This is a genomic window from Leclercia sp. TB492 (assembly GCF_049974505.2).
Taxonomy (GTDB): domain Bacteria; phylum Pseudomonadota; class Gammaproteobacteria; order Enterobacterales; family Enterobacteriaceae; genus Enterobacter; species Enterobacter adecarboxylatus_C.
In genome coordinates this window covers 3,585,212-3,611,449 of the sequence record NZ_CM127572.1, presented here as the reverse complement: position 1 = coordinate 3,611,449, position 26,238 = coordinate 3,585,212, and the positions used below count along the sequence as shown (strand labels likewise).

The following is a 26,238-nucleotide window of genomic DNA, read 5'->3' as shown; positions in this document are numbered from 1 at the left end:
GGGGAATAGTAATGCGTCAACTGTCTGTCCTGCTCTGTCTGCTGTTACTCACCGGCTGCGTCGTCAACTCGCCGCAGAAAGCGCAATTTAATGCGGAGTATCCGAACCGCCAGGATATTCGCAGCCACACGGTGTACCGCTTTATGACGAAACCGCTTCAGCCGGGCGGGGGAAAATACTACGGCGCAAACGATCTGGCCGAGACTCTGTATGTCAGAGCCGACAACGCGGCGATGGTGGAGTTACGCTTCAACTATCCTGGCAGATCGCTGCAGGTGAAATCGCTGGATGCGCAAAACAGAACGCTGCGGGAGGAGACCTACGCGCTGCTGGATGAGTCGGCGGCAAAACCGTCCGATGCCGAAAGCCGGTACTTCTTCCTGAGCAAAGAGGGCGTGCTGTTAACGAAGTTTAAAAATTGCACCCCGGATATGAGCGTCGGTTGCCGCTGGCAGGACCGGACGCTGTTTATTACCCGCAACGGCGATATGGCGGTGCAGTTAGCCAGCGGAACGGCGGGCATGGCGTTTCTGGTGATCCCGTTTTATGGCTCGGAGAAATATCTGGAGATTTTCCCGAAGGTTTCGGGTACGTAGCGCTTGTGCGACAACGCCGGGTGGCGGCTACGCCTTGCCCGGCCTACAAAACTCATCAATTGTTATTATTGTTTTTACTCATGGAGCTAATAAGACTGTAACTACGTTCATTATCTTCCAGGGTTACGCACATGTTTGTGTCATGGTGGTTAATTGTTCCTGTCGTTACAGGGGTCGCGATACTCTTCATTATGGTTTCCCGTCTCTCCAATGAAGTGGATAAACTTGAAACGGCGTTAGAAGAGAGCCGGGGACAGCTGAAGTCCCTCGGCCATAACGCTGAGGCGTTCAAACAGGCGAATCGACGCGTGTCTGAAAATTTGCTGCGGGCAAAAAGTTAAACACGGCAGACGGTTCAGCCCCCTTAAATAAATCATCTTCTATACTCTGATACGTTTAGTGGAATATGCCGCTGTTCTTCATACTGCGCTGTTTTTTTAGCGTGTACGAGAATGAAAATAGCTGCAACTGCCCATGAAAACGCCGTTTGAGTGACTTGTTTATTTTATAAGGGGACTTCCTGGTATGTTGCACTCTCAACCCTCCCGCGTCGGCAGCATATTGCTGTTGCTGGCCGCGGTCATTGGCTTCGCGGTGGCGTTATATGCCTGGCTGACACCGCTTACAGGCGTCACCGGCACTATTGGTGCGCTGGGCGTGGCCATCGCCTGCGTATTTCTGGCAATACTGAGCTTTATTTTGCGTGCCGCAACCCGTCGCGGCGGGCGCATTTTCCTGATTATTGTCACCCTCGTGTTCTTGTTTGGGATTGGTTTTGCAGCCGCGCTGCTGCACCAGTACATCATTACGGCAGCTATGGTGGTCGGCCTGATTGGTCTGATTATGCTGAGCAGCAATTCCGTTCGTCACAATCCCCGCGTCAGAGCCTGAGGAGCCACCCGTGCATAACGATAAACACTATTCCGTCTTTAAGGTCAGCATGACAGCGCTGGCGCTGCTGGTTACTCCACTCTCGCTGCAGGCGCAGGATAAAGCCGCTGAAGCCTCTCAGGGGACTCAGGAAGAGCTTAATGTGGACGCGGCCGATCAGCAGGCGCCGGGCACCACAAAAACCACTGACGAGGCATCAACCGGTCAGGAAGGCGGAGAGAAAGCCGCGTCGGTCAAGCAACCTGCGTCCCCGCTGGTGCCCTCTGCGGCCACCTGGGACAGTTTCCATGGGCAGCTTAACGCGCAGAAATACAGTCCGCTGACGCAGATTACGGCGGATAACGTCGGTAAATTAACAAAAGTCTGGGAGTTCCATACCGGCGACGTCTCGGATGGCAAAGGCGACACCCCGGCTACCGTCTGGTCCGCCACGCCCATCTTCGCAAATGAGACGCTCTACATCGGTACCCCTTTCGATCGCCTGATTGCGCTGGATCCGGGCACGGGTAAAGAGAAGTGGCACTATGACACCAAATCGTCACGCAAGGCGCTGACCCAGCCGGTGCTGAAAAACCGCGGCGTCTCTTACTGGCAGGCAAAAGATCCGGTCGCCGGAGAGGCGTGTCAGAAGATGGTTTATATGGGCACCGTTGACGGTAAGCTCTTCGCGCTGGATGCCGATTCCGGCAAGCCGTGCAGCGGCTTTGCGGACAATGGCGTGCTGGACATCAATCAGTGGAACACGGTTAATGCCAAGTACCCGCTATCTATCCTGCAGCCGCCGACCGTCGTGGGCGACCATCTGATTGTGGGCTGGGCCGGTAAAGACTGGGCCTATGCCGAAGCGCCTCCGGGCAGCGTATTTTCCATCAATGCCCGCACCGGCGAGCGCGAATGGACCTTTGATGCGATCCCGGCTGAGATCCGCCAACGTACCGGGACGGCCAACGTCTGGACGCACATGTCCGCCGATGAGGCCAACGGCCTGGTCTATCTCCCGGTTTCATCTCCGTCCCCCAACTACTGGGGTGGCAACCGCGTCGATCCTATTCCACTCGGCACCTCTACCACCGCGCTGGACATCAACACCGGTAAAGTCGTCTGGTCTCGTCAGTGGGTGCACCACGACGTGTGGGATTACGATATCAACTCTGCGCCGACGCTGATGGATATCACCGTAAACGGTAAGCAGATCCCGGCGCTGATTCAGGCCACCAAGCAGGGCTTTTTGTTTGTGGTTAACCGTCTGACGGGCGAAGACGTCTGGCCTATCGAAGAGCGTCCGGTACCGCAGGGCGATGGTTCGGTGCAGGGCGAAGTTCTCTCGCCAACGCAACCTTTCCCGACGAAACCTGCGCCGCTGCTCGATCAGTCGAAAAAACCAGAGATCTGGAAGCTGGCGGATGTCGTCGGTGCCGGGCAGTGTACTCGCCTGTGGGACAATCTCACCTATGACGGCATGTACACGCCGCCTGTCACCAAAGGCGAAGGCACGCTCACCTATCCGGACAGCGCCGGCGGCGTACAGTGGGGCGGGGTGGCGTTCGATCCACACAAGCAGATTGCTATCGTTAACACTTCCCATATCGTGCAGTACGTGAAGCTCTACAGCCGTGAAGATTACGATAAAGCGGATAAAAGCGCCGGGAATGAGAGCGGTTTTGCGCCTCAGGAAGGGGCACCTTATGGTCTGCGCCTGATGGTGGCGAATAACTGGCTGGGTATGCCGTGCTGGAAGCCGCCGTTTGGTGAAATCGTGGCGCTGGATATGCATACCGGTGATGTGAAGTGGCGTCGTCCTGTTGGCGCATCGCAGCAGTATGGCTTCTTTATGCCGGAAAGCTGGGGTTCACCGACCATTGGCGGCCCGGCGGTGACGGCGGGGGGCGTGATCTTTATCGGTGCCTCGATGGATGCCAAAGTGCGCGCCTACTCTGTTGAGAGCGGTGAAGAGCTGTGGGCCGATCAGGTTGAAGCCCCTGCGGTAGCGAACCCGTCGGTCTATGAGTACAAAGGCCGTCAGTATGTGGCGTTCGTCGCAGGCGGGAATACTATCCTGAAGGATCAGGTGGGCGATCAGGTGGTGGTGTACGCATTGCCTGAATAATGCCGTTCACATACCCCAAGGGCTGAATTATCCCCGGTAATTTTATTGCCTTTAACGCAATGGAATAACTCACTGATAATAAATGGCCTACAGCGGCGCCCTGGTTCGGCTGAACCTCGCCAAAGCGTATTCGGAAGGCCGGGGCGAAGCGCAGGGACGCGCCGGGAGGGCATAGCCTGCAGGGATGCAGGCTGGTGAACAGCTTACCGGGGATCCTACGCCCCGGTGGGCGAGGGCATCGACCGTGCAACCCCGAAACTCATCAAAGGTTAACGACCCGATTTGCCGCGTCGCTTTGGCTCTGAACGCTTCACCGCAGAATATCAGCGCTTCGGTACCATATTTGGCAGGTGAACAACGATAGATACTATGAAAGGATAAATATGAAGGTTAGCCTTTATATCCTGGACGCTCAGGGACGCTACTTCACCGGATGGCGTCCTTTTTTTGATTCATAGAGTATGCATGAGCCTGATAGCGGATTAAGCAAGACTCAATGCTTTCCTCGACATGGAGGCGCGGATGAAAATCTACTGGACGTTAAAAAGCATTCCTGAACTTTCACATCTTACGTTTCAGGAGCGCGGCAAGCGCTGGCGAAGCGCGTATAAACTCATTTTTCGTCACTGGCAAACATGGTGTGGACTGCTGATCTGTGGTCTGTGCGTGGGGGCAGGCTCTTCTTATTATGGTACGCCGGGCCTGATAATATCAGGCGGGTTGGGCGGCTTCATATACGGGAATATCGCGGTTTATGTTGCTCGCCGCTATTATCGGGATAAGTTTATCCGCTAATAAGTATGACCCGGCATTCTATCTCCTGCGGCAAACCCATTAATTCTTTCGTCTCTACTTACCTGAAGCTATCCAGCGCAAATGCACCCAGGATTCGCTACAGTTCGACCCTTGATTTGGCGCAGGACAGGATGTTTTCAAAGCGCTTACGCGACTGATTGAGCATGCAGATCCATCCTGACGCACATAGCTGATACCGTGAAGCGTTGGACGGTGTTGTTTCAGGCCGGGTGAGGCGTAGCCGCCACCCGGCAATACTTCCGGTTCACACCAGCCCTCTCTCAAAAGGAGAGGGTAAACACTATCTTTCCCTCAGCGCCTCTTTCGCCCGGTTGAACGGCTTAATCATATAATCCATCACCGATTTCTCGCCGGTCTTGATATCCACCGTGGCAATCATCCCCGGGACGATGGAGAAGTGCCGGCCCGCTTTGTTGACCAGGTAATCCTGGCTGGTGCGGATAAATACCCGGTAATAGAACACTTCCGGTTTGGCCTCATCCTGGATGGTATCCGGCGAGATGGTCTCCACCACGCCGTCCAGCCCGCCGTAGATGGCGTAATCGTAAGCGGTGATCTTCACCAGCGCCTTCTGGCCGGGGTGGATAAAGGCGATATCGCGCGGCGACAGGCGAGTCTCAATCAGCAGGTGGTCGTCCACCGGCACAATCTCCATCATCTCGCCGTTCGGCGGGATCACGCCGCCGATGGTGGTCACCTTGATGTTCTTCACGATACCGCGCACCGGAGAGGTTACCGTCAGGCGGGTGACCGAGTCCTCACGCCCTTTCAGCACCGCCGAGACCATATCCACTTCGGCATTGGATTTGGACAGCGCCTCCCGGGCCTGGACGTAATACTGCGAGCGCAGGTCGGTGAGTTTCAGCTCCAGATCGCTCTTCTGACGCTGCAGGCGCAGGGCTTCGACGTGGCTGGCGGCGCCGGTTTTCACCAGTCGCTGGGTGATGGCGAGTTCCGCGTTAACCAGCTCCAGCGCCTGGCGCAGCTCGCGGCGCGAGTCTTCCAGCTGCTGGCGGCGGGAGTTGTAGAGCCGGGTTTCGGCGGCGATCAGGTCGGTCCATTTCGCCAGCTCGGGTGGGAAAGTGAGCGGCAGATCGTTCACCTCCGCATGCAGACGGGCGCTGGAGGCCAGCGACGCCCGGTAGCGGGCGGCGCTTTCACCGACGTTGGATTCGGAGCGGGTCGGGTCGAGGCGCGCCAGCACCTGGCCGGCCTGCACCTGATCCCCCTCGTGGACCTTCAGCTCGGCGAGGATCCCGCCGTCGAGGGACTGTAACACCTGCTCGCGGGAGCTGGGGATCACCTTCCCGGTGCCGGTGGAGACCTCGTCGAGAATGCTGTACCACGCCCACACCCCGGCGACGACAAACAGCAGCAGGCTGAAGATCACAATGCTTCTGGCCCCGGTATAGCCGCTCTCGGAGCCGAGGGCGTTATCCAGGTCGTCCATCGCGGCGGCATCATGCTGATTGATTTTCATTTTTCCACTCCCGGCCATTCGCCTGCTGTTGCTGCTGCATCCGGCTGTTGCTCAGCGCCTGGGCTTTCGGCGCATCCATCACCAGCATTCCCTCTTTCAGCACCACCACGCGCTCCACCAGCTCCAGCATCGGCACCCGGTGGGTGGCGACGATCAGGGTCCGGTTGCCCAGCCACTGGCTCAGGCGCTGGATAAACTCGCGTTCGGTATGCTCATCCAGCGAGGCGGTAGGTTCGTCCAGCAGGACGACGTTGGGATCGCGCAGGAACATACGTGCCAGCAAAATCGACTGGCGCTGGCCGCCAGAGAGCCCGACGCCGTTCTCCATGATCGGATGGTCCAGCCCCTTCGCCAGCTTCTGCACAAAGGTGGCCGCGCCGCACATCTCCAGCACGGCAAAAATCTCTTCGTCGGTGGCGCGCGGCATCCCGAGGGTGATGTTTTCGCGCAGGGTGCCGTAAAACAGCCGCGCGTTCTGGCTCATCAGGCCGACGTTGCGGCGCACGTCCGCCATGTCGAGATGGGGCAGGCTGAGGTTGTCGAGCCGCAGCTCGCCGCCGACCAGATCCATACCGCCCACCATCGCCTGCAGCAGGGTCGATTTGCCCGCGCCGTTACGGCCCAGGATCGCCACGTGCTCGCCGGGTTTGATCTCCAGCCGGTTGATGCGCAGGGCCGGGTTTTGCGCGTCGCCCGCGTAGGCGAACTGCGCCTGATCGAACAGGTAGTGGCCGCGCAGCACGTCCTGGCGGATCGGCGTCTCTTCACGCTGGTTCTCGGTCGGCAGCTGCATGATGTTGTCCAGCCCCTCTTTGGCGGCCTTGACCTGCTGCCAGCGGGCCAGCACACCGCACAGGGTTGCCATCGGGGCGATCATCCGCGAGGCCAGCATCGAGGCGGCCACCACCGCACCGGTGGTCATCTCGCCTTCGATCACCATCGGGGCGCCCACCACAATCACCGCGGTGTAGACCAGACTCTGAATGGTCATCCCCCAGCTGATCAGGCCCTGGGTCAGCTCGCGGGTCTTCAGGCCCGACTCGGCGGTGATCTGAACGTAGCTGTTCCACTGTTGCAGGAAGCGGTTCTCCGCCTGCATCAGCTTGATGTCCTCCAGCCCCTGCACGCTCTCCACCAGCACGGCGTTGCGCAGGGTCGATTCATGAGCCGCCTGCTTTGCCAGCGCCGCCAGCTTTTTCTGCAGCAGCAGGCCCGGGAGCACCATCAGCACCGCCGCCACCGGGGCGATCCACGCCAGCGACGGGGCAATGATCGCCAGCACCCCCACAAAGAGGAAGAAGAAGGGCAGGTCGACAATGGTGGAGATGGTCGAGGAGGTCACCATCTCGCGGATCTGCTCCAGCTCGCGCAGCTGGGAGATAAAGCTGCCGGTGGAGCGGGGCACCGCGCTGTTGCGCAGGCGCAGGGCATGGCCGAACACCCGGTCCGACACGCGCAGGTCAGCGCGTTTTCCCAGCAGGTCCATAATGTGGCTGCGGGCGAGACGCAGGATAAAGCCGAACAGGGTGGCGATGAGCACCCCGATGGTCAGCACGTACAGGGTAGGGTAGGACTGAGCCGGGATCACCCGGTCATAGACCTGCATCGAGAACAAAATTCCGGCCAGCGACAGCAGGTTGATGAACAGCGCCGCCAGCATTACGTAGGTGTAGGGGCGCAGGTCGCGCATCACCAGGCGGTAGAGCCAGTCCGGGCGGTACTTTGAGATATAGGCATCCACGCGGCTGTCTTTCAACGCCGCCAGCGGGCGCAGGGCCACCACCTGATGAATGGCCGGCAGCAGCTTCGCCAGCGAGATGCGGTTGGTCTGCGCCTTGCCGTCAAAGAAGCAGACGTCGAGCATGTCTTCGCCGTCGAAATGTTCAATCACCCCGATCTTGCCGTCGTTTAGCTCCACCACCACCGGCAGACGCCAACTGTTGATGGACTCTTCGCCGTTGCTCAGCAGCCGAAAGGAGAGCCCTGCCTCGCGGGCCAGCCCGGTGAGGGCCGGGGTTTTGCTTTTCCCCTGCAGCCAGGGGGCACCGGCCACCAGCGCGCCCGGGGAGCAGGCCACCCGGTAGCGGGTGGCGACATAGCCAAACGCCTGCGCCCAGTGCTCCAGCGCCTCCTGCGTCAGTGGCTCCTCGTGAAGGATATCGTCTCGCGTCATGGCTGGATCTCCACTGACTGAATGGTGTGGTTTTCAAGGTCGAAGGCGTTGCGCATCCGCCCGGTGTTATACAGGCAGTTGATCTGCAGCTGATGCAGCTGTCCGGCGGTTTGCCACTGGGTAAAGCGAGTCTGGAAGACCTCCTGCTCGGCGTTCAGCACGTCCAGCAGCGGGCGGGAGCCGAGATCCAGATACTGCTGCTGATAGAGTTCGCGGGTGCGCTGGCTGAGGGTCTCCTGGCGGGACTGAATTTGCAGGGTGCTCATCAGGCTCATCACCTGGCTTTTGGACTCCAGCAGTTTCTGCCGCACATCCAGCCGGGTGCGCTGCACGTTGGACTGGGCCGCCTCCACCGCGTGGCTGGCGGCGTTGCGCCGGGCGCTCAGGCCGCCGCCCTGGTAGATGGGCATCTCGACGTTGACCGACACGTTGTACTGGGTTTTATCCAGGGTGTCGTGACCGGGGTAGCGATTGTTTATGTAGTGGCGAACCTCCGGCTCCAGCGAGACGGTGGGGGTCATCTGGGCGTTGGCGTAGTCGAGATTCGCCTGGGCCACGTTGGCCTGTGCCCAGGAAGAAAGCACCGCGGGCACCAGCCGGTCATCCGGCTCCTTGATGTCGCAGCTTTGGGCCAGTTTAGCCGGGAAGGCGTTGCTGACCGCGTTGAGGTTGCTCCAGCCGAGGTTGCTCATCAGCGTGGCGCGGGCGCTGTCGAGATTCGCCTGATACTGCATCAGCTGCGAGCGCGCCCCTTCGATACGGGCGTCGGTCTGCACCACGTCGGAGAGCGAGGTGGCCCCTTCGTCATTGCGCTGGCGCGTCAGCGTGCCGATGCTGCTCAGCGCCTCAAGCTGCTCTTCGGCGGTCTCCACCATCTGCTGCCACATCTGCACCTGCACCAGCGCGGTGGCGGTATCCCGGGCGATGGTATCAATGCTCAGCAGCACGTTGGCCTGCTGCTGGACCACGCCCGCGTCTTCGGCCCGCACCTGGCTGGCGACCTTGCCGAAGTCATAGAGCATCTGGGAGAGGGAGAGCACCACGGAGGGGGTAAAACCGGTGTCGCTGGAGTTATTGCTGTAGCCGTTGTTGATGCCGGCGCTGATCTGCGGGTAGTACTTCGATTTGGCGACGTCGACCTGCTGGATCTGTTCGTAGAGTTTGCCCACCGCTTCGCGAATGGTGGGGTGCCAGTTAACGGCGCGTGTCACCGCATCGCCCAGGGTTAAGGTGCCGGGCGCGGCCTGGCTTGTCGGCAGGGCGACCCGTCCATTCAGAGAGGGCAGCTCCTGGTTTTCGCTTAATTGCCCAAAATTAATGACCGCAGGCGAGTCGGCCGCCAGGGCGTGCCCGGACAACAGGCAGCACCCCAGCCACCAGCAAGGTACTTTGTTCATGGCATTATCCCTAAAAAACTGAACAACTTTATAATGTTAAGCCCGGGCGACGTGCGCCCGGGTCTTGTTATTAGCGCTATCCGGTGATGATGTGTTGTTGGTTAACCAGCTCCTCGTAGGTTGTCTGAACGTTATCCAATGTTACCAGTGTAGTATTGGTGTAAATATTTGCCGCTCCGTCTCGGTCGACGGAGATCACGGTATTGCCATTGCTGTTAGTGACATGCAGATAGTTACCCAGCGTTGCGCTGCTGCCGTTCCAGCCCACCAGCAGATCGCTGATGTCGATCTTGTCTCCCTGCGCCAGGGAGAAGTTGGTCCAGTGGTCGTTGCTGCCGTTGCCCGCCGTACCGTTACCCGCCGTGTTGTTCAGCACCTCGTAAATCAGCGTGTCGCCATAGGCGCTACCGGTGAAGGTATCGCTATGCTCGGAGCTGACAAACTTCGGTGCCATGTCGATGGTCAGGGTCGCGGTATCGGTGGTGCCGTTGTCGCCGGTCAGTTTGTAGGTAAAGGTCTCCTTCGTGGTCATCGAGGCCAGCGAGACGCCGCTGTTGAGGGTGTAGGTGTAATGCCCATCCACCCCGATGTTCAGCACGCCGTAATGCCCCTGAATGTTGGCGGTGGCCGTGGCGGTGGTGTACGGATCCAGGGTGGTGACGGTGCCGGTATAGCTGGTGATGCTCAGACGGCTGTCCACCGAATGGAGCTGATCCAGCACGCCGCCCGAATCCGAGCCGTCAAAGATATTGCCGGTGACGGTGTGGCCCGCAGTGGTGAGCTCACTGTTCAGGAACACGGTGGTACCGGTGACGTAAGGGGTGATGGAGATCTGGCCTAACCCCAGCGGGCCCATAGACCCGGTAAAGCTCAGGGTGTAGGTCCCGGCATTCAGATCCAGATCCGGGAGGTTAATGGTGGCTGTGCCCCCCAGCAGCAGGCCGCCGTTGAAGGAGCCGGTTCTGGTCACCCCTGCCCCGGTAATGGTCCAGTTCACGCTCAGGCCGCCCAGCGACAGCAGCGAGGCGACGTTGAAGTGGAGCACGACGTCATGCAGGGCGGTGTTGGCCGCCACCACAAACTCGCCGCTCCCTCTGCCCGAGGTAGAGGCCAGCAGGGCCGCGTTCCAGTTCGCGCTACCCACCGAATCATCACGATAGGCTGCGACCTGCGAGGTGGTTTCGAAGACCAGCGCATCGCTGACGTCACTGACCGCATCCAGCGGCACCGGCGTTGGGGTGATGTTCAGCGAGGCGGTGTCCTTATCGCCATTCGGTGCCGTCACGGTATAGACGAAGGTGTCCGGCGTGCTGATCAGGTCGGCGCCCACCCCGTTGCGCAGGGTATAGGTGTATTTCCCCTGTGCGTCGATCTCCAGGTCGCCGTACTGCCCTTCGATACGCGTGGTGCCGGTGGCGTTAACGTTAATACCGTTCACCTGGGTGACGAGCGTGCCGGCCGGCACCACGTCACTCTGCAACACGTCGCCGGTCGTGGCGGCGGCGATGCTGGAAACGGCATAAACATGATCTTCCAGGATGTTGATACTGTAGCCGGTCAGCACCGTGATCCCCGCCGCGGTGTTCATCAGGAAGAGATATTCACCCGCCGGCAGGGTCAGCGTCAGCGGTGCCGAGGTGCCGCCCAGCAGCGGCGCCCGCAGCCAGCCTGCCTCGGTGCGCATCCGTTCGTAGCTCTGGGTCGCCGGGTTGAACTTGTAGATATACAGGTCAAACACCGAGGCCAGCGCGACCCCACCAACGCTTCCCTGGATGGTCATGGTGCGGGTGGTGCCCTCCTCCACGCTGTACTTCATGGTTTCGCTGCGATCGTCCAGCAGGTTGAGGTTCAGCACGTTACCCAGGTTGACGCCTACCACGGTAAAGCCGCTCTGGCTCGATGGACCGTAGTCGATGGCCTGTACCTGCGTGTTGAAGGTCAGCGAGGCGGTATCGTCCACCGCCGTGACGCTGTTTCGCACCGTGTTTTCACCGAGGGTGATGATCAGTCGGGCGTCGTCCGTGGCCCCTTTCCCGGCGATGTTGTAGGTGAAGGTATCGGTCCGGCCCAGCACCGTGGCGCGGGTGTCGGTCAGGGTGTAGGTGTAGCTCCCGTCAGCGTGCAGGGTCAGGGTGCCGTACAGCCCGTTGATGGTAGTGCCCGCCGCGCCCGACGCCACGTTGGTGGTGATGCCGTTGGCGTTGGTGACGCTGGTGACTACCGTGCCGTTCGGGGCGCTGTCGCTGCCGCTTACCGGATCGGTATCGGTGATGACGTTGCCGTTTTGCACCAGGGTACCGGTCAGGGTGCCCGCGGTGGTTTGCGTGACGTCCACATCAAGGCTGGTGTACGACCCGGTCGCCAGCAGGTTGGTGTTGTAGCTCAGGACGCGATACTGCCCGCCCGGCAGGCCGGTCAGGTTCAGGGTCACGCCGCTGGCGCCGAGGGTCAGCAGGTTAGCGAACTGCGGCAGGCCGGTATCTACCTCAGTGGTCCAGGTGGTGCCGTTCCAGCGTTGAACAACGATCTCCAGGGTGTTGAGCAGGGAGAGCACAATACCGGTGGCGCTGGCGTTGATCTCCATATCCGCGCTGCCGCCGGTAGGTACGGTGAAGGTCACCTGGGCGGAGTTATCCCCCAGCAGCGACAGCACGTTGCCGACGCCGCCTACCAGCTGGACGCCATAGTCGCTGTACTGGGCAGTGCTGACGGTGGCGTTAGTGGTCAGATCCAGCCCCACCACGTTGTCGCTGGCCGACAGCGGCAGGTTTGGCGCAATCACCGTCCCGGTGGCGGAGGTGTTACCCGCCGCATCGGTGGCAGAGAGGGTGATCCGCTCCCCTTCGGACTGCTTGTCGAGGAAGGTGTAGCTCCAGTTGCCCTGGGCGTTGGCGGTGGTAGTCACCACGCTGTTATCGCTCAGGAGCAGGGTGATGGTGCTGCCCGCTTCGGCGGTCCCGCTCAGCACGCTGCCGTCGGCGTTAAAGGTCCCCTGCGGCGTGCCCGGGGCGACGGTATCCACCACAATCGAGCTCAGCGGCGTGGCCGGGCTGGTGCCGACCGCGTTGCCCGCGGTGGCGGTAAAGGCGTGATTGCCATTACCCAGCGGCACGGTTGGGGTATACGTCCAGATCCCCGCGCTGTTGGTGGTCACCGTGGCTAACAGCACGTTGTTGTCATACAGGGTGATGGTGGAGAGCGGCTGCGCGGTCCCGGTCAGGGTTGGGGTGGTGTCGTCCGTGACTTGCCCGTTCAGCAGGTTGCCGATGATGCTGCCCGCGTTGTCGTTGACGCTGGCGATGACCGGTGGGTTCGGCACCAGCGAGTACGGCATTCTCAGATCCACCGCCAGACCTGCGTTTCCGGCCCGGTCGGTGGCAAAGACGTGCAGCAGCTCAGCGTTAACCTGCGGCGTGGAGAGCGCAATGCTGAACCTCCCGCTGGCGTCGGCGATGCCGGTACCCAGCACCGTCACGTTGTCGGTGCCGAGAATGGTCACGGTGCTGCCCGCCTCGGCGGTGCCGTTGACCCGGCCGCCGCTCTCGAGCACGGTGAAGGCGCCAGGCGCCCCCGGGGCGACGGTATCCACGGTGACCGACGCGACCGGTGAGGCCGCGCTGAGGTTGCCCGCCGCATCGGTGGCGGTAGCGGTGAAGTTATGCACCCCGTCGGTAAGAACGGTGGTGGTCTGCGGCAGGGTCCACTGACCCTGGGCGTTGGCCGTCACCTGGCCCACGAGGGTGGTACCGTCGTAGATGCGCACCACGGCGTTGGCTTCGGCGGTGCCGTTGAGGGTCAGACGGTTGTCGTTGGTCGGATTGCCGCCGATCACCGGGCCCTGGATCGTGCCGATGTCATCCACCACCGAGGTGATGACCGGCGCGCCCGGAGCGGTGGCATCGAGGTTAAGGTTAAAGGCCGCAGTCGACAGACTGACGTTGCCCACCGCGTCGGTGGCGGTCACCGTCAGGGCGTGCTGACCGTCGGCCAACGGCGTGGTTGGGGTAAAGCTCCAGGCGCTGTTGGCGTCGGCTACCACGCTGCCCAGCAGCAGATTGCCGTCATAGATGTTCACCGTCGAGCCTGCTTTCGCCGTGCCGTTGAGGGTCGGTCTGGCGTCGTTGGTCAGCTGGCCGCTGGTGAGAGACACCACGGTGCCGACATCATCCACCACCGAGACCAGCACCGGTACCGCTGGCGGCAGGGTATCCACCGTCAGGGTGAAGGTGGCGGACGGATCGCTGATGTTGCCTGCCGCATCCGTCGCCACCGCGGTGAAGTTGTGGGTGGCGTTGGTGAGCGGCGTGGTCAGCGGAATCGACCAGTTGCCGCTGCTGTCTGCGGTGGCGGTGCCCAGCAGCGTCTCGCCTTCAAAGATCTGCACCCGGGCATTCGGTTCGCTGGTGCCGGTGAGCACCGGCAGGGTGTCATCGGTGCGCTGACCGCTGGTCAGGGCGCCGGTGAGGGTGCCAGCGTCGTCCTGGGCCAGGGTGATGACCGGGGCGAGCGGTTTGAGGCTATCGACAATCACCGTGAAGCCCGCCGAGACCTCGCTGAGGTTGCCTGCCGCATCGCTGGCGCTGGCGGTGAAGATGTGGCTGCCGTTGCTCAGCGCGTTTTCCGGCGTGAAGCTCCACTCGCCAGCGGCGCTGGCCTGCACGCTGCCGAGGAAGACGCCATTGTCATAGACGGTGACCGTGGCGTTGGCGGCAGCGCTGCCCGACAGGGTTGGGGTGGTGTCGTCGGTGACCTGGCCGGAGACGGTGAGCGGGGTCTGGATCGGGCCCACGTTGTCGGCGGCCGCGAGGATGGTCGGTACGGCTGGTGCCTGGGTATCCACCGTCAGGGTAAAGGCCCCGCTGACAGGGCCGGTATTTCCGGCGAGATCGGTGGCGGTCAGGGTCACGCTGCGCAGCCCGTCCTCAAGGGCGGTTTCCGGCGTGAAGGTCCAGCTGCCCGTGGCGTTGACCACCGCGGTGCCGATCTCCTGTCCGTCAACGAGGATGCGAACCGTGGAGCCTGCTTCGCCGGTGCCGTTAAAGGTTGGGCGGTTGTCGTCGGTGACGCCACCGTTGTTCACCGCACCGGTGAGGGTCCCGACATCATCCACCACGCCTGTCAGTACCGGAGCCAGCGGGGCGACGGTATCAACATTCAGCGAGAAGGCCGGGGAGGTGCCCGAGACGTTACCTGCGGCATCGGTGGCGCTGATGCGCAGTTCGTGCGGCCCCTGGGCCAGATCGCCGGTCGGAGTAAAGCGCCAGTTACCGCTGTCGTCCACCCGCGCGGTGCCGATCTCCTGGCCGTTGTCCAGGATATGCACGGTGCTGCCCGCCACGCCGGTACCGGTCAGTTCCGGACGGGCATCGTTGGTGAGCTGGCCGCTGGTCAGCGGGCCGGTATTGCCCGCCACGTCGTCATTAACGCTGACCAGCACCGGGGTGGCCGGTGGCGTCATGTCGACGGTCAGGGTGTACGCCCCGGAGGCCTGGCTGAGGTTGCCTGCGGTGTCGGTGGCGATAGCGGTAAAGCTGTGTTCGCCCTCTGCCAGTACCACCGTTGGGGTGAAGCTCCAGATCCCGCTGGCGTTGGCCAGCACGGTGCCGAGCAGTCTGCTGCCTTCATAGATGGCGACGCTGCTGCCTGCTTCCGCGCTGCCCGACAGGGTCGGGGTGTTGTCGTTGGTGACGCCGCCGCTGACCACGTTGCCGGTGACCGGGCCCACGTCATCGTTGGCCCCGGTGATAACCGGCGCAGCGGCCACGGTATCCACCACCAGCGAGAACGGATCCGAGCGCAGGCTTTCGTTGCCGGCCGGATCGGTGGCGCTGAGGGTCAGGGTGTAAGTGCCGTCATCCAGCGCCTGAGGCAGGGTAAAGCTCCAGGCCCCGGTGGCGCTTACCGTGACGTTCCCCAGCAGGGTATCGCCGGAATACACATTAATCACATCCCCCGGCGTTGCCGTGCCGTTCAGGACCGGCTGGCTGTCATTGGTTGGTCTGCCGCTGACCACGGCCCCGGTGACGGTACCCACGTCATCCACCAGGGTGCCAAATACAGGCGCAGCCGGTGGCGTGAGATCGATATTTACCGTCGCCTCTGGCGACTGGCCGCTGGTCTGGCCGTCGACGGTGGCGGTCACGCTGAAGCTGTGGCTGCCTTCCCCGAGGGCGGAGACCGGGAACGACCAGGCGCCGGTGGTGGCATCGGCGGTGACGCTGCCCAGCGCCGTGGTGCTGCCGTCCAGATAAATCGTGACCAGGCTGCCCGGGATCGCCGTCCCGGTCAGGGTTGGGGTGGCATCGTTGGAGCTGCCGCCTTTGACGTTGACGCTGCCGCCGGTGCCGTTGTCATCAAGGATGGCGACGATAACCGGCACGTCCGGCAGCGCAGGCGTCGCCGGAACCTCAAAGGTAGCCGGGAGACTGGTGTTGCCCGCCACGTCGCTGGCGGTCAGGCTGAGGGTCACCTCGCTGCTTTGCGGCGGGGTCAGGGCCACGGAGAACTGCCCCTGGGCGTTGGTGACGCCGGTACCCAGCACCACGTTGTCCGGGCCGGTCACGGTGATGATGGAGCCCGCCTCGGCGGTGCCGGTCAGTGGCGTACCGCCGGAGACGATGTCGGTCACCGCTGGCGTACCCGGCGCCTGGGTATCAACGATCAGGTTCACCGGCGCGCTTTGGCTGGTATTGCCCGCGGCATCGTTCGCCACCAGGGTGACGGTGTGCGGGCTATCGGACAGCGGCGTACCGCCCGGGATCGGCAGCGTCCACTGTCCCTGGGCGTTGGTCTGTACCTGACCCAGAGACTGGCCGTCGACCAGGACGGTGATGGTGCTCAGCGGCTCGCCGGAGCCGCTCAGGGTCGGGGTGCTGCTGTTGGCGTAGAGCTGGCCCCCGGCCAGGGTACTGTTGGAGATATCCAGCAGCTGCGGGATCGCTGGCGGCACAGTATCGATAGTGAAGGCAAAGTTACTGCCCGCCTCGCTGACGTTCCCGGCGGCATCCATCGCCGCCACGGTCAGGGTGGTCGCGCCATCCCTCAGTACCGGCGTGGTGATGGTCCAGCTGCCGTTGCTGACGAGGCCGCGGCCCACTTCGATGCCGTTGCTGTAGAGGATCACGGTGGTGCCGTTCTCCCCGGTGCCGGTGACGGTCGGGGTGGTATCGTTGGTGCTGCCGCCCGCTGCGATGTTGCCGGTGACCGGCCCGACGTTGTCATTCACGCTACTGATAACCGGGATCGCCGGCACCAGGCTGTCGACGGTCACGGTCATGGCGTCCGACACGTCCGAGACGTTGCCGGCCCGGTCGGTGGCGGTGAGGGTAAAGCTGTGCGACCCCTCCGCCAGCGGCGTCTCTGAACGCCACGTCCAGTTGCCGTTGATGTCCACTACCGCTTCGCCTACCAGCACGTTACCGGTGGTGGTCTGGTCGTAGATGCTGATGGTGTCATCCGGGGTGCCTGTACCCGTCAGTACCGGACGGGTGTCGTTGGTGGCACCGTCGTTGCCCACCGGGCCGGTAATGTCGCTGACGTTATCGGTCACCACCGGCAGCCCCGGTGCGTCCGGGGCCTCGGTATCGATGATGATGGTTACGGGATTCGACGGGGCGCTCTCGTTGCCCGCGCCGTCGCTGCTGGTCACGATCAGGACGAGGTTATAGGTCCCATTCGGCAGATCCGCTGGCGGCGTCCAGGTCCAGGTTCCGCCAGGCTGAACGGTGGTTTCGCCGATTGGGGTGGTGCCGTCGTAGATGGTGACAAGATCGCCCTCATTCCCGGTGCCGCTCAGGGTTGGCCGGGTATCGCGGGTGCTGTCCCCGCCGGTGAGGGCCGTCTCTCCCTCGCCGTCAGGGTTGACGGTGATGTCCGGGATAGCCGGTGTGGCAGGAGGAACGTTATCCACCACCAGGTTAAAGGTGCCGGAGGTAGCGGTGTTGCCTGCCGCATCGCTGACCGTCGCGGTCAGGGCGTGCGTGCCGTTACCCAGCGGAGTCGTCAGCTGCACGCTCCATGCCCCCGTCGGGCTGGTGGTGGCGGTGCCGAGCAGGGTGGTGCCTTCATAGAGGCTAATCTGCGCGTTGGCCGGGCCTGTCCCCTGGATCAGCGGCAAGGTTTCGTCTGTCGGCTGGTTGCTGACCACGTCGCCTGTGACGGTGCCGGTGTTGTCCACGGCCAGGGTGATGACCGGGGCGGCCGGCGGTACGGTATCAATGGTGATGTTAAAGGCCGCAGACGGCAGGCCGGTATTACCGGCGGCATCCGTCGCCACCACGGTGATGGCGCGTAGCCCTTCGGCGAGGGCGGTCTCTGGCGTGAAGGTCCACGCGCCACCCGCGCCCACCACGGCGGTGCCCACTTCCACGCCATCCACCCGAATGCTGAGGGTGGCGCCCGCTTCCCCGGTGCCGTTCAAGGTCGGACGGCTGTCGTTGGTGGCGGTGTTGTTAGCGATGGCTACCGGGCTGCCGGAGAGATCGTTGATCGCGTTGACGATCGTCGGGGCGTCCGGGGCGGTGGCATCGACCACGATGCTCCAGCTGTTGGACGCGGCGCTGTTATTGCCTGCGGTGTCCACGGATTGTGCCGTCAGGACGTGGCCGCCGTCAGGCAGGGCGGTGGTGAGCTGGATCTCCCAGGTGCCTTCTGCGCTGACCTGCGTGGTGCCGACCAGATCCGAGCCGCTGTAAAGCTGGATAGTGGCATTGGCAGGGCCGGTGCCGCGGATCAGCGGGGTCGCATCGTTGGTGGTCTGTCCGTCGGTAATGGTGCCGGTGACGGCGGTCACGTTATCCACCACGTCGGTAATGACCGGAACGGCCGGAGGCGTGGTGTCAGGCGCCACGAACTGGCCTTCTGCGCCACTATTCCCGGCGCTGTCGGTAGCGGTGGCCGTCAGCAGTTCCCCGTTCGCTTTCGGCGTGGTGAGGGTAATGGAGAAGCTACCGGTGTCATTGACGACCCCGGTGCCGATCACCGTGTTGCCATCGCGCACGGTGATGGTGCTGCCCGCTTCCCCGCGGCCGGTGAGGGTGTTGCCGTTATTGAGGATAGTGAAGCTGTCCGGGGCCCCCGGGGCGATAGTGTCGACGGTAATCGAGGTCACCGGCGACGCCGCGCTGAGGTTGCCCGCCGCATCGGTGGCGGTAGCGGTGAAGTTATGCTCCCCGTCTTCGAGGGCGATGCTGGTTTGATCCAGCGTCCACTGGCCCTCGGCGTTAGCGGTTGTCTCGCCCACCAGGGTCTCGCCGTCGTAGATGCGAACAGTTGCGCCTGCTTCGGCGGTACCGTTAAGGGTTGGACGGGTGTCGTTGGTCGGGTTGCCGTTGAGCACTGGCCCCTGCACCGAACCGGTGTCATCCACCACCGAGGTGATGGCTGGCGCGACCGGGGCGGTGGCATCGACGTTGATCACGAAACCGCTGGTTGCCGGGCTGACGTTGCCCGCCGCGTCGGTAGTGGTCACCGTCAGGGTATGTTCCCCGTCGGCCAGCGGGCTCTGCGGGGTAAAGGTCCAGGCGTTGTTCGCCCCGACGGTGGCGCTGCCCAGCAGGGTAGTGCCGTCGTACACGTTCACCGTGGTGCCCGCTTCCGCCGTGCCGCTGAGGGTCGGCCTGGCGTCGTTGGTCAGCTGGCCGCTGGTGAGGGCCACTTCGGTGCCGACATCGTCAAGAACCGAGACCAGCACCGGGGCGACAGGTACCAGCGTATCCACCGTCAGGGTGAAGGTGGCGGACGGATCGCTGGCGTTGCCTGCGGCATCGATCGCCACGGCCGTGAAGCTGTGCAGGGCATCGCTGAGCTGCGTGTCCAGCTCGATCGACCAGTTACCGTTGCTGTCTGCCTGGCCTTCGCCAAGCAGGGTCTCACCTTCAAAAATCCGCACAAGGGCGTTCGGTTCGCTGGTGCCGGTGAGCACCGGCTGCGGGTCGTTGGTGGTGCGGCCGCTGGTGAGCGGGCCGGTCACCGGGCCGACGTCGTCAATCGCCAGGGCGATCGTTGGCGGGGTTGGTTTCAGGGTATCGACGATCAGGGTGAAGCCCGGCGAGGTTTCGCTGAGGTTGCCCGCCGCATCAAGGGCGGTGGTGGTGAAGGTGTGGCTGCCGCCGGTCAGGGCGTTGTCCGGCGTCCAGCTCCAGCTGCCGGTTTCGGTGGCCTGTACGGTGCCGACGAGGGCTCCGTTGTCGTAAATCGCCACCGTGGCGTTGGCTTCGGCCTGGCCGGTCAGCGTTGGTGTGGCGTCATCGGTAGCCTGGCCGGAGGTGGTGATCGGATCCTGAAGGGGGCCCACGTTATCACTGATGGCGGTCAGCGTTGGTGCCGCCGGGGCCAGGGTATCCACCGTCAGGATAAACGGATCGCTGGCAGGCCCGGTGTTCCCGGCGGTGTCGGTGGCGGTAAAGCGGATGCTGCGGGTGCCTTCATCCAGCGCCGTTTCCGGGGTGAAGGTCCAGCTGCCCGAGGCGTTAACCACCGCGGTGCCGATCTCCAGCTCGTCGACAATGATGTGGATGGTGGCCCCAACTTCGCCGCTGCCGGTCAGGGTTGGCTGCGCGTCGTTGGTGGTATCGCCGCTGTTCAGGGTGGTAGTCGCGGTGCCGACATCATCCACCGCAGTAAGCAGGATCGGTGCCTGCGGGGCGGTGGTGTCGATATTCAGCGAGAACGCTGGCGAGGTGCCGGAGACGTTGCCCGCGGCATCGGTGGCGCTGACGCGCAGATCGTGCGGCCCCTGAGCCAGATCGCTGGTCGGGATAAAGCTCCAGCTGCCGCTGGCGCTGACCAGCGCGGTGCCGATCTCGATACCGTTATCCAGGATGTGGACAGTGCTACCCGCCACCCCGGTACCGGTCAGTTCCGGACGCACATCGTTAGTCACTTGCCCGTTAGTCAGCGGGCCGGTATTGCCCGCCACGTCGTCGTTGATGCTGCTGATCACCGGGATGGCCGGTGGGGTCATGTCGACGGTCAGGATATACGCCCCGGAGATCGGGCTGACGTTGCCCGCGCTATCGGTGGCGACGGCGGTAAAGACGTGCTGACCTTCCGCCAGCACGGTGGTCGGGGTGAAGCTCCATGCACCCGTGTCGCTGGCGGTGACGGTGCCAATCAGCTTAATGCCGTCGTAGATAGCGACGCTGCTGTTGGCTTCTGCGGTGCCCGACAGGGTCGGGGTGTTGTCGTTGGTGCTGCCGCCGTTGGCGACGTTGCCGGTGACCGGGCCCGCATCATCGTTGGCCCCGGTGATGACCGCTTCGCCCGCGGTGGTATCCACCACCAGAGAGAACGGCGCCGAACGCGGGCTTTCGTTCCCGGCCGGATCGGTGGCGCTGAGGGTCAGGGCGTAGGTGCCATCATCCAGCGGTTCGGTCAGGGTAATGCTCCAGGCCCCGGTGTTGCCCACCGTGGCGGTGCCGATCAGGGTATCGTCCGCGTAAAGGCGGATCACATCTCCCGGCGTGGCCGTGCCGCTGAAGGTTGGCTGGCCATCGTTGGTCGGGCTACCGCTGACCACCGTACCGGTCAGCGGGCCCACGTCGTCCACCACGGCACCAAAGGCCGGAGCCTGCGGCGGGGTGAGATCGATATTGACCGTCGCCGCCGGTGACTGGCCGCTGGTCTGGTCCTGGAAGGTGGCGGTCACGCTGAAGCTGTGGCTGCCTTCAGCCAGGGCGGCTACCGGGTACGACCAGGCACCGGTCGTGGCGTCGGCGGTGACGTTGCCCAGCGCCGTGGTGCTGCCGTCCAGGTAAATCGTGACCAGACTGCCCGGGATTGCCGTACCGGTGAGGGTCGGGGTGGTGTCGTTAGAGCTGCCGCCTTTGACGTTGACGTTGCCGTCGGTGCCGTTGTCATCAAGGATGGCGTCGATTGTCGGCACGGCTGGCAGCGCAGGCGTCTGCGGAACCTCGTACGTCGTCGCCGGGTCGCTGGCGTTGCCCGCCGGATCGCTGGCGGTCAGTGTGAGGGTGACCGCATCGCTTTGCGGCGGGGTCAGGGCGATGGAGAACTGCCCCTGGGCGTTGGTCACGCCGGTCCCCAGCACCACGTCACCCGGGCCACGGACCGTAATGGTGGAGCCCGGTTCGGCGGTGCCGTTCAGCGGCGTGCCGCCGGAGACGATCCCGGTGACCAGTGGCGCATCCGGTGCGTCAGTGTCGATCACCACGCTAACCGGGCTGCTTTCGCTGGTGTTACCCGCCGCGTCGCTCGCCACCAGGGTGATGGTGTGGGTGTCATCCGGCAGTTCAGTGCCGGCCGGCAGCGGGAAGGTCCACTGCCCCTGCTCGTCGACCTGCACCTGGCCGAGAGAATTGCCGTCAACGGAGACGGTGATGGTGCTCAGCGGCTCCCCGGTGCCGCTCAGGATCGGGGTGCTGCTGTTGGCGTACAGCGTGCCGTTGGCGAAGGTGCTGTCAGAGATCCCCAGCAGCTGCGGGTTGCCCGGCGGCACGGTATCGATGGTGAGGGCAAAGTCGCTGCCGGTGCCGCTGACGTTCCCGGCGGCATCCAGCGCCGCCACCGTCAGGGTGGTCGGGCCGTCATTCAGCGCTGGCGTGGTGATGGACCAGCTGCCGTTGGTGACCAGGCCGCGTCCCACCTCGACGCCGTTGCTGTAGAGGATCACCGTAGTGCCGTTTTCGCCGGTCCCGGTGACGGTTGGGGTGGTGTCGTTGGTGCTGCTGCCCGCGGCAAGGGTGTCATTCACGCTGGCGATCGTCGGGATCTCCGGCGCCTGGCTATCAACGGTCACGGTGATGGTGTCCGAGACCACCGAGGCGTTGCCCGCCGGGTCGGTGGCGACAACGGTAAAGCCGTGCGTCCCCTGGGCCAGCGGCTCATCGGCGCGCCAGGTCCAGTTGCCGTTGATGTCGACCACCACTTCGCCCACCAGCACGTTACCGGTCGCGGTCTGGTCGTAGATGCCGATCACGTCATCCGGCGTGCCGGTGCCGCTCAGCACCGGACGGGTGTCGTTGGTGGCACCGTTGTTGCCCACCGGGCCGGTGATTTCGCTCACGTTATCGGTGACCACCGGCACGTCAGGTTGATCCGGCGCTTCGGTATCAATGGTGATGGACACCGGTTGCGATGGGGCGCTTTCGTTGCCCGCGCCGTCTTTGTTGGTCACGGTCAGGCTGAGATCGTAGGTGCCATTTGGCAGACCTGCTGGCGGGGTCCAGGTCCAGTTGCCGCCCGGCGGAATAGTGGTTTCCCCGATTTTGGTGGTGCCGTCGTAGATGGTGACGATATCGCCTTCCGTACCGGTACCGCTCAGGGTTGGGGTGGTGTCGCGGGTGCTGCCCCCGGAAGTGAGGGTCTCTTCCGTGCCCCCCTCAGGATTAACGGTGATGGCCGGGATGCCCGGCGTGCCCGGGGCCAGGGTATCGACCACCAGATTAAAGCTGTCAGAGGTGGCGATGTTGCCCACCGCATCGCTGACGGAGGCGGTCAGGACATGGGTGCCGTTACCGAGCGGGGTGCCGAGCTGAAGGCTCCAGGCGCCATCCCCATTGCTGATGGTGGTGCCGAGCAGGGTGGTGCCTTCGTAGATGCTGATCTGCGAATTCGCCGGACCCGTCCCCTCGATCACCGGCCGGGTTTCATCGGTTGGCACATTGCTGGTGACGTCGCCTGTGATGCTGCCGGTGTTGTCCACGACCCGGGTAATCACCGGGACATCCGGTGCCACGGTATCAATGGTCAGGGTAAAGGTTCCGGAGGCGAGGCTGCTGTTACCGGCTGCATCCTTCGCCACCGTGGTGATCTCATGCAAACCATCCTCGAGGGCGGCGTCAGGCGTGAAGATCCACTCCCCGCCGATGCCGACCTGCGCGGTGCCGACCTCCACGCCATCCACCAGAATGCTGATGGTCGAACCTGCTTCACCCGTGCCGTACAGGGTCGGGCGGTTGTCATTGGTGGTGCCGTTGTCAGCGATGACTACCGCGGTCTCAGGTAGATCGTTGATCGCCTGGACGATCGCCGGGGTGGCCGGTGGGGTGGCATCAAGAATGAAGCTCCAGCTGTTGGAAGATTCGCTGAGGTTGCCTTTGCCGTCCACGGCTTGTGCCGTCAGGACATAGCCGCCGTCGCCGCTCAGTTCCACTTCGGTGGACCAGTTGCCGTCGGCATCCACTTCGGCGGAACCCACCAGGATCTCGCCGTTGTAGATATTAATGGTCGCACCCGGCTCGCCGGTACCGGTGATTAGCGGCCGGGTGTCATTGGTAACCTGCCCGTCAAGGATCGCGCCGGTGCCAGCCTCCACGTCATCCACCATGCTGGTGATGACCGGGGCCTGCGGCGGGGTCACGTCCGGAGCGATAACGTTGGCTTCCGGCCCGGTATTGCCCGCTGGGTCGGTGGCGGTAACCGCCAGGTCTTCCCCGTTCCGGCGCGGGGTGGTGAGGATAATTTCGAAGCTGCCGTCAGGGCCGGCGACGCCTCCGCCGATCACGTCGTCGCCATCGCGAACGGTAACGGTGCTGCCCGCTTCCGCCTTCCCGGTGACGGTGGCGCCGTCCGCAGAGATCTGAAGATCGGTTGGCGCATCAGGCGGGGTGATATCACTCACCACGGCGGTTGCTGGCTGGCTCGGGTTCCCGGCAGCATCAGAGGCGACCACGGTGAAGGTATCCCCCACGGCTTGCGCTTCCTTGAGGTCAACGCTGAACTGGCCGCGAGCGTCGGCCGTGCCGCTGCCAATCACCGTGCCGAGCGAGTTGAAGATGGTGATGGTGCTGCCTGGCTCGGCGGTGCCGATGACCTGGTTGCCGTTAGGGATTTGAGTGATGGTCGGCTGGTCCGGCGGCGTGCGGTCAATGGTAAAGTCAAATGAGGCGGAAGGCGCGCTGGTGTTGCCCGCCAGATCGGTCTCCGTCAGGGTGATGGCGTGTGCGCCATCGGCAAGCGGCGTCTCTGGCGTAAAGGACCATTTGCCGTCGGTGCCGACGGTTGCCTGGCCCACGGGCTGGCCGTTGTCATAAATCGTGATGGTGCTGCCCACTTCGCCCGTGCCGCTGAGGGCAGGGCGGTTGTCATCGGTGCTTTGCCCGGCGGTCACCACGCCCTGTTGCGTGCCGGTGGTGTCACTGACCGTCACGCCGGAAGGGGCGTTCGGAGCAGTGGTATCGACGGTGATGCTGAATGCCGGGGATGCCGGTCCGGTGTTGCCCGTGCCGTCGGTGGCCCGGGTGGTGATTTGGTGCGCCCCTTCGCCCAGCGCGGTGGCCGGGGTGAAGCTCCAGCTGCCGTCGCCGTTGACCTGCGCGGTGCCAATGGCGGTGCCGTTGTCGTAAATCGTGATGGTGCTGCCTGCCTCGCCGCTGCCGCTAAAGGTTGGGCGGGCGTCATCGGTCGTCTGGCCGCTGGTGAGCGACCCGGTTACGCTGCCCACATCGTCGGCAACGGTGTTGATGACCGGGGCCTCCGGCGGGGTGGTATCGGCGGCGGTCACCGGGGTGCCTGGACCGACGTTGCCGGCACCGTCGGTGGGTGTCGCGGTCAGGGTTTCACCGTTAGTGTACGGCTTGTCCAAATCGACGGTGAACTCACCGTTGCTATTGGTCTGGCCTCTGCCGACCACGTTGCCGTTGGCATCGGTGATGGTGATGCTGCTGTTGGCTTCGGCGCTCCCGCTAAGTTGCGTGCCATCTGCTGAGAATTTGAGGTTGCCGGGCGCGCCCGGAGGAGTGGTGTCGTTCGGGTCGGTGCCCGGCAGCGGCGGGTTAGTACCATTGCCGCCGTCACTGCCGCCGTTACCGCCCCCGTCACCACCACCGCCATTGCTGCTGTCCCCGTCGCTCCCGCCACCGCCACCGCCACCGCCGCCACCTGCGGCCAGCGCAATGCCGCCTGCCACCGCCACGCCACCCAGGGCCCACGGCCAGATCGCCGCCTCACCTGCCGACGCGGTAGTGGTGCCTGCCAGCAGGACATCAAGTGAGGCGATTGACTGGTAGCTCTCTGCCGCGATGGGATCGGCAATCCACCACAAGGCGCCGTTATCCTCCTGCAGCACCAGCTGGCTGATACCCTGCTCACCGCTGACGAAGAAATTTTTGAGTATCAGGGTTTCGCCGTCGGCCAGCTTAACGATCAGGTCGTTACCGCTGCGTTCATAGTCGAGAATGTCGGCGCGTTCGGCGTTGATCTTAACGATGGAGGAGTCATTCAGCGTAACCTGAGACCCGTCTGTTACCGTTTCCTTGTGCGTCAGTTTGGAGATGACAGTGATTTTACTCATGTGTATTACTCCCGGCAGAGTGCAATGAAATGGCGAGCTATTCAGGCCATTTCTATTGAGCGGATTGAGCGCCACCCGTAGGGAAACTGTTTATTTACAACAATGACCCAGGGTAATTATTTAAAAGTTATTAATAGCTGCCGATAAAGCGATGGTGGCAGCGACATTTTGCCCTTGGTATTCAGGGGGGTAAGGCGATAGGGAATATATTTCTCGGCGGTAAAATTCTTGTCTTTAATATTGGTAACAATTTCGGATTGACTAAATTTGATATAGCCAGAAAGTACTAAAAGTGCAAATTAAGCACCGGTTAATAAAGGGTTAGCGTTGTTGAAGAGGTTATTTCTGTACGGGTGTTGTTCGTGGGTCCAGGCGGGGTGCGGGCTGGCAGGGGTGGTGAAGCGCGGGGTACAGGCGTTTATTTTAGCGTTAATTTAATGGGTTAGGAATAATCTGGATGTGCAAAACGGGCGGATTTATATTTTAGCGGAGCTGTGTAAATAATTAAGTCACAGTAAAAGAGATA

Annotated in this window: 9 protein-coding genes; 5 read left to right on the top strand and 4 right to left on the bottom strand. The window is 62.9% G+C overall.

The window, feature by feature from the left end; genetic code table 11:
• The first annotated feature begins 11 nt into the window (after positions 1 to 11).
• The 5 genes from ACP4QI_RS17000 to ACP4QI_RS16980 all read left to right on the top strand — a co-directional run bounded on the left by ACP4QI_RS17000 (position 12) and on the right by ACP4QI_RS16980 (position 4,389).
• Positions 12 to 596: a hypothetical protein gene (locus ACP4QI_RS17000; protein WP_285128395.1), complete on the top strand. Its 585-nt coding sequence runs from the start codon at positions 12 to 14 to the stop codon at positions 594 to 596.
• Between the two features lie 131 nt (positions 597 to 727).
• On the top strand, positions 728 to 937 hold the full coding sequence (locus ACP4QI_RS16995) for a hypothetical protein (RefSeq protein WP_142486797.1): 210 nt from the start codon (positions 728 to 730) through the stop codon (positions 935 to 937).
• A 184-nt stretch (positions 938 to 1,121) separates the two neighbouring features.
• Positions 1,122 to 1,487: a hypothetical protein gene (locus ACP4QI_RS16990; protein WP_142486796.1), complete on the top strand. Its 366-nt coding sequence runs from the start codon at positions 1,122 to 1,124 to the stop codon at positions 1,485 to 1,487.
• Positions 1,488 to 1,497: 10 nt separating this feature from the next.
• Complete coding sequence (locus tag ACP4QI_RS16985) at positions 1,498 to 3,594, top strand: pyrroloquinoline quinone-dependent dehydrogenase (protein WP_426495632.1); 2,097 nt, start codon at positions 1,498 to 1,500, stop codon at positions 3,592 to 3,594.
• Between the two features lie 522 nt (positions 3,595 to 4,116).
• On the top strand, positions 4,117 to 4,389 hold the full coding sequence (locus tag ACP4QI_RS16980; protein WP_231313814.1) for a hypothetical protein: 273 nt from the start codon (positions 4,117 to 4,119) through the stop codon (positions 4,387 to 4,389).
• Between the two features lie 301 nt (positions 4,390 to 4,690).
• Here ACP4QI_RS16980 and ACP4QI_RS16975 read toward each other — a convergent pair whose 3' ends face one another.
• The 4 genes from ACP4QI_RS16975 to ACP4QI_RS16960 form a co-directional block, all read right to left on the bottom strand.
• Positions 4,691 to 5,860, bottom strand: coding sequence for an HlyD family efflux transporter periplasmic adaptor subunit (locus ACP4QI_RS16975; RefSeq protein WP_142490014.1), 1,170 nt, complete (start codon positions 5,858 to 5,860; stop codon positions 4,691 to 4,693).
• Positions 5,861 to 5,870: 10 nt separating this feature from the next.
• Entirely contained in the window at positions 5,871 to 8,063 is a 2,193-nt protein-coding gene (locus ACP4QI_RS16970) for a type I secretion system permease/ATPase (RefSeq protein WP_142486793.1), read from the bottom strand.
• On the bottom strand, positions 8,060 to 9,460 hold the full coding sequence (locus ACP4QI_RS16965; protein ID WP_142486792.1) for a TolC family outer membrane protein: 1,401 nt from the start codon (positions 9,458 to 9,460) through the stop codon (positions 8,060 to 8,062). The genes ACP4QI_RS16970 and ACP4QI_RS16965 overlap by 4 nt, the downstream gene beginning before the upstream one ends.
• Positions 9,461 to 9,536: 76 nt before the next feature.
• Positions 9,537 to 25,712, bottom strand: coding sequence for a BapA/Bap/LapF family large adhesin (locus ACP4QI_RS16960; RefSeq protein WP_426495631.1), 16,176 nt, complete (start codon positions 25,710 to 25,712; stop codon positions 9,537 to 9,539).
• Positions 25,713 to 26,238: the final 526 nt, after the last annotated feature.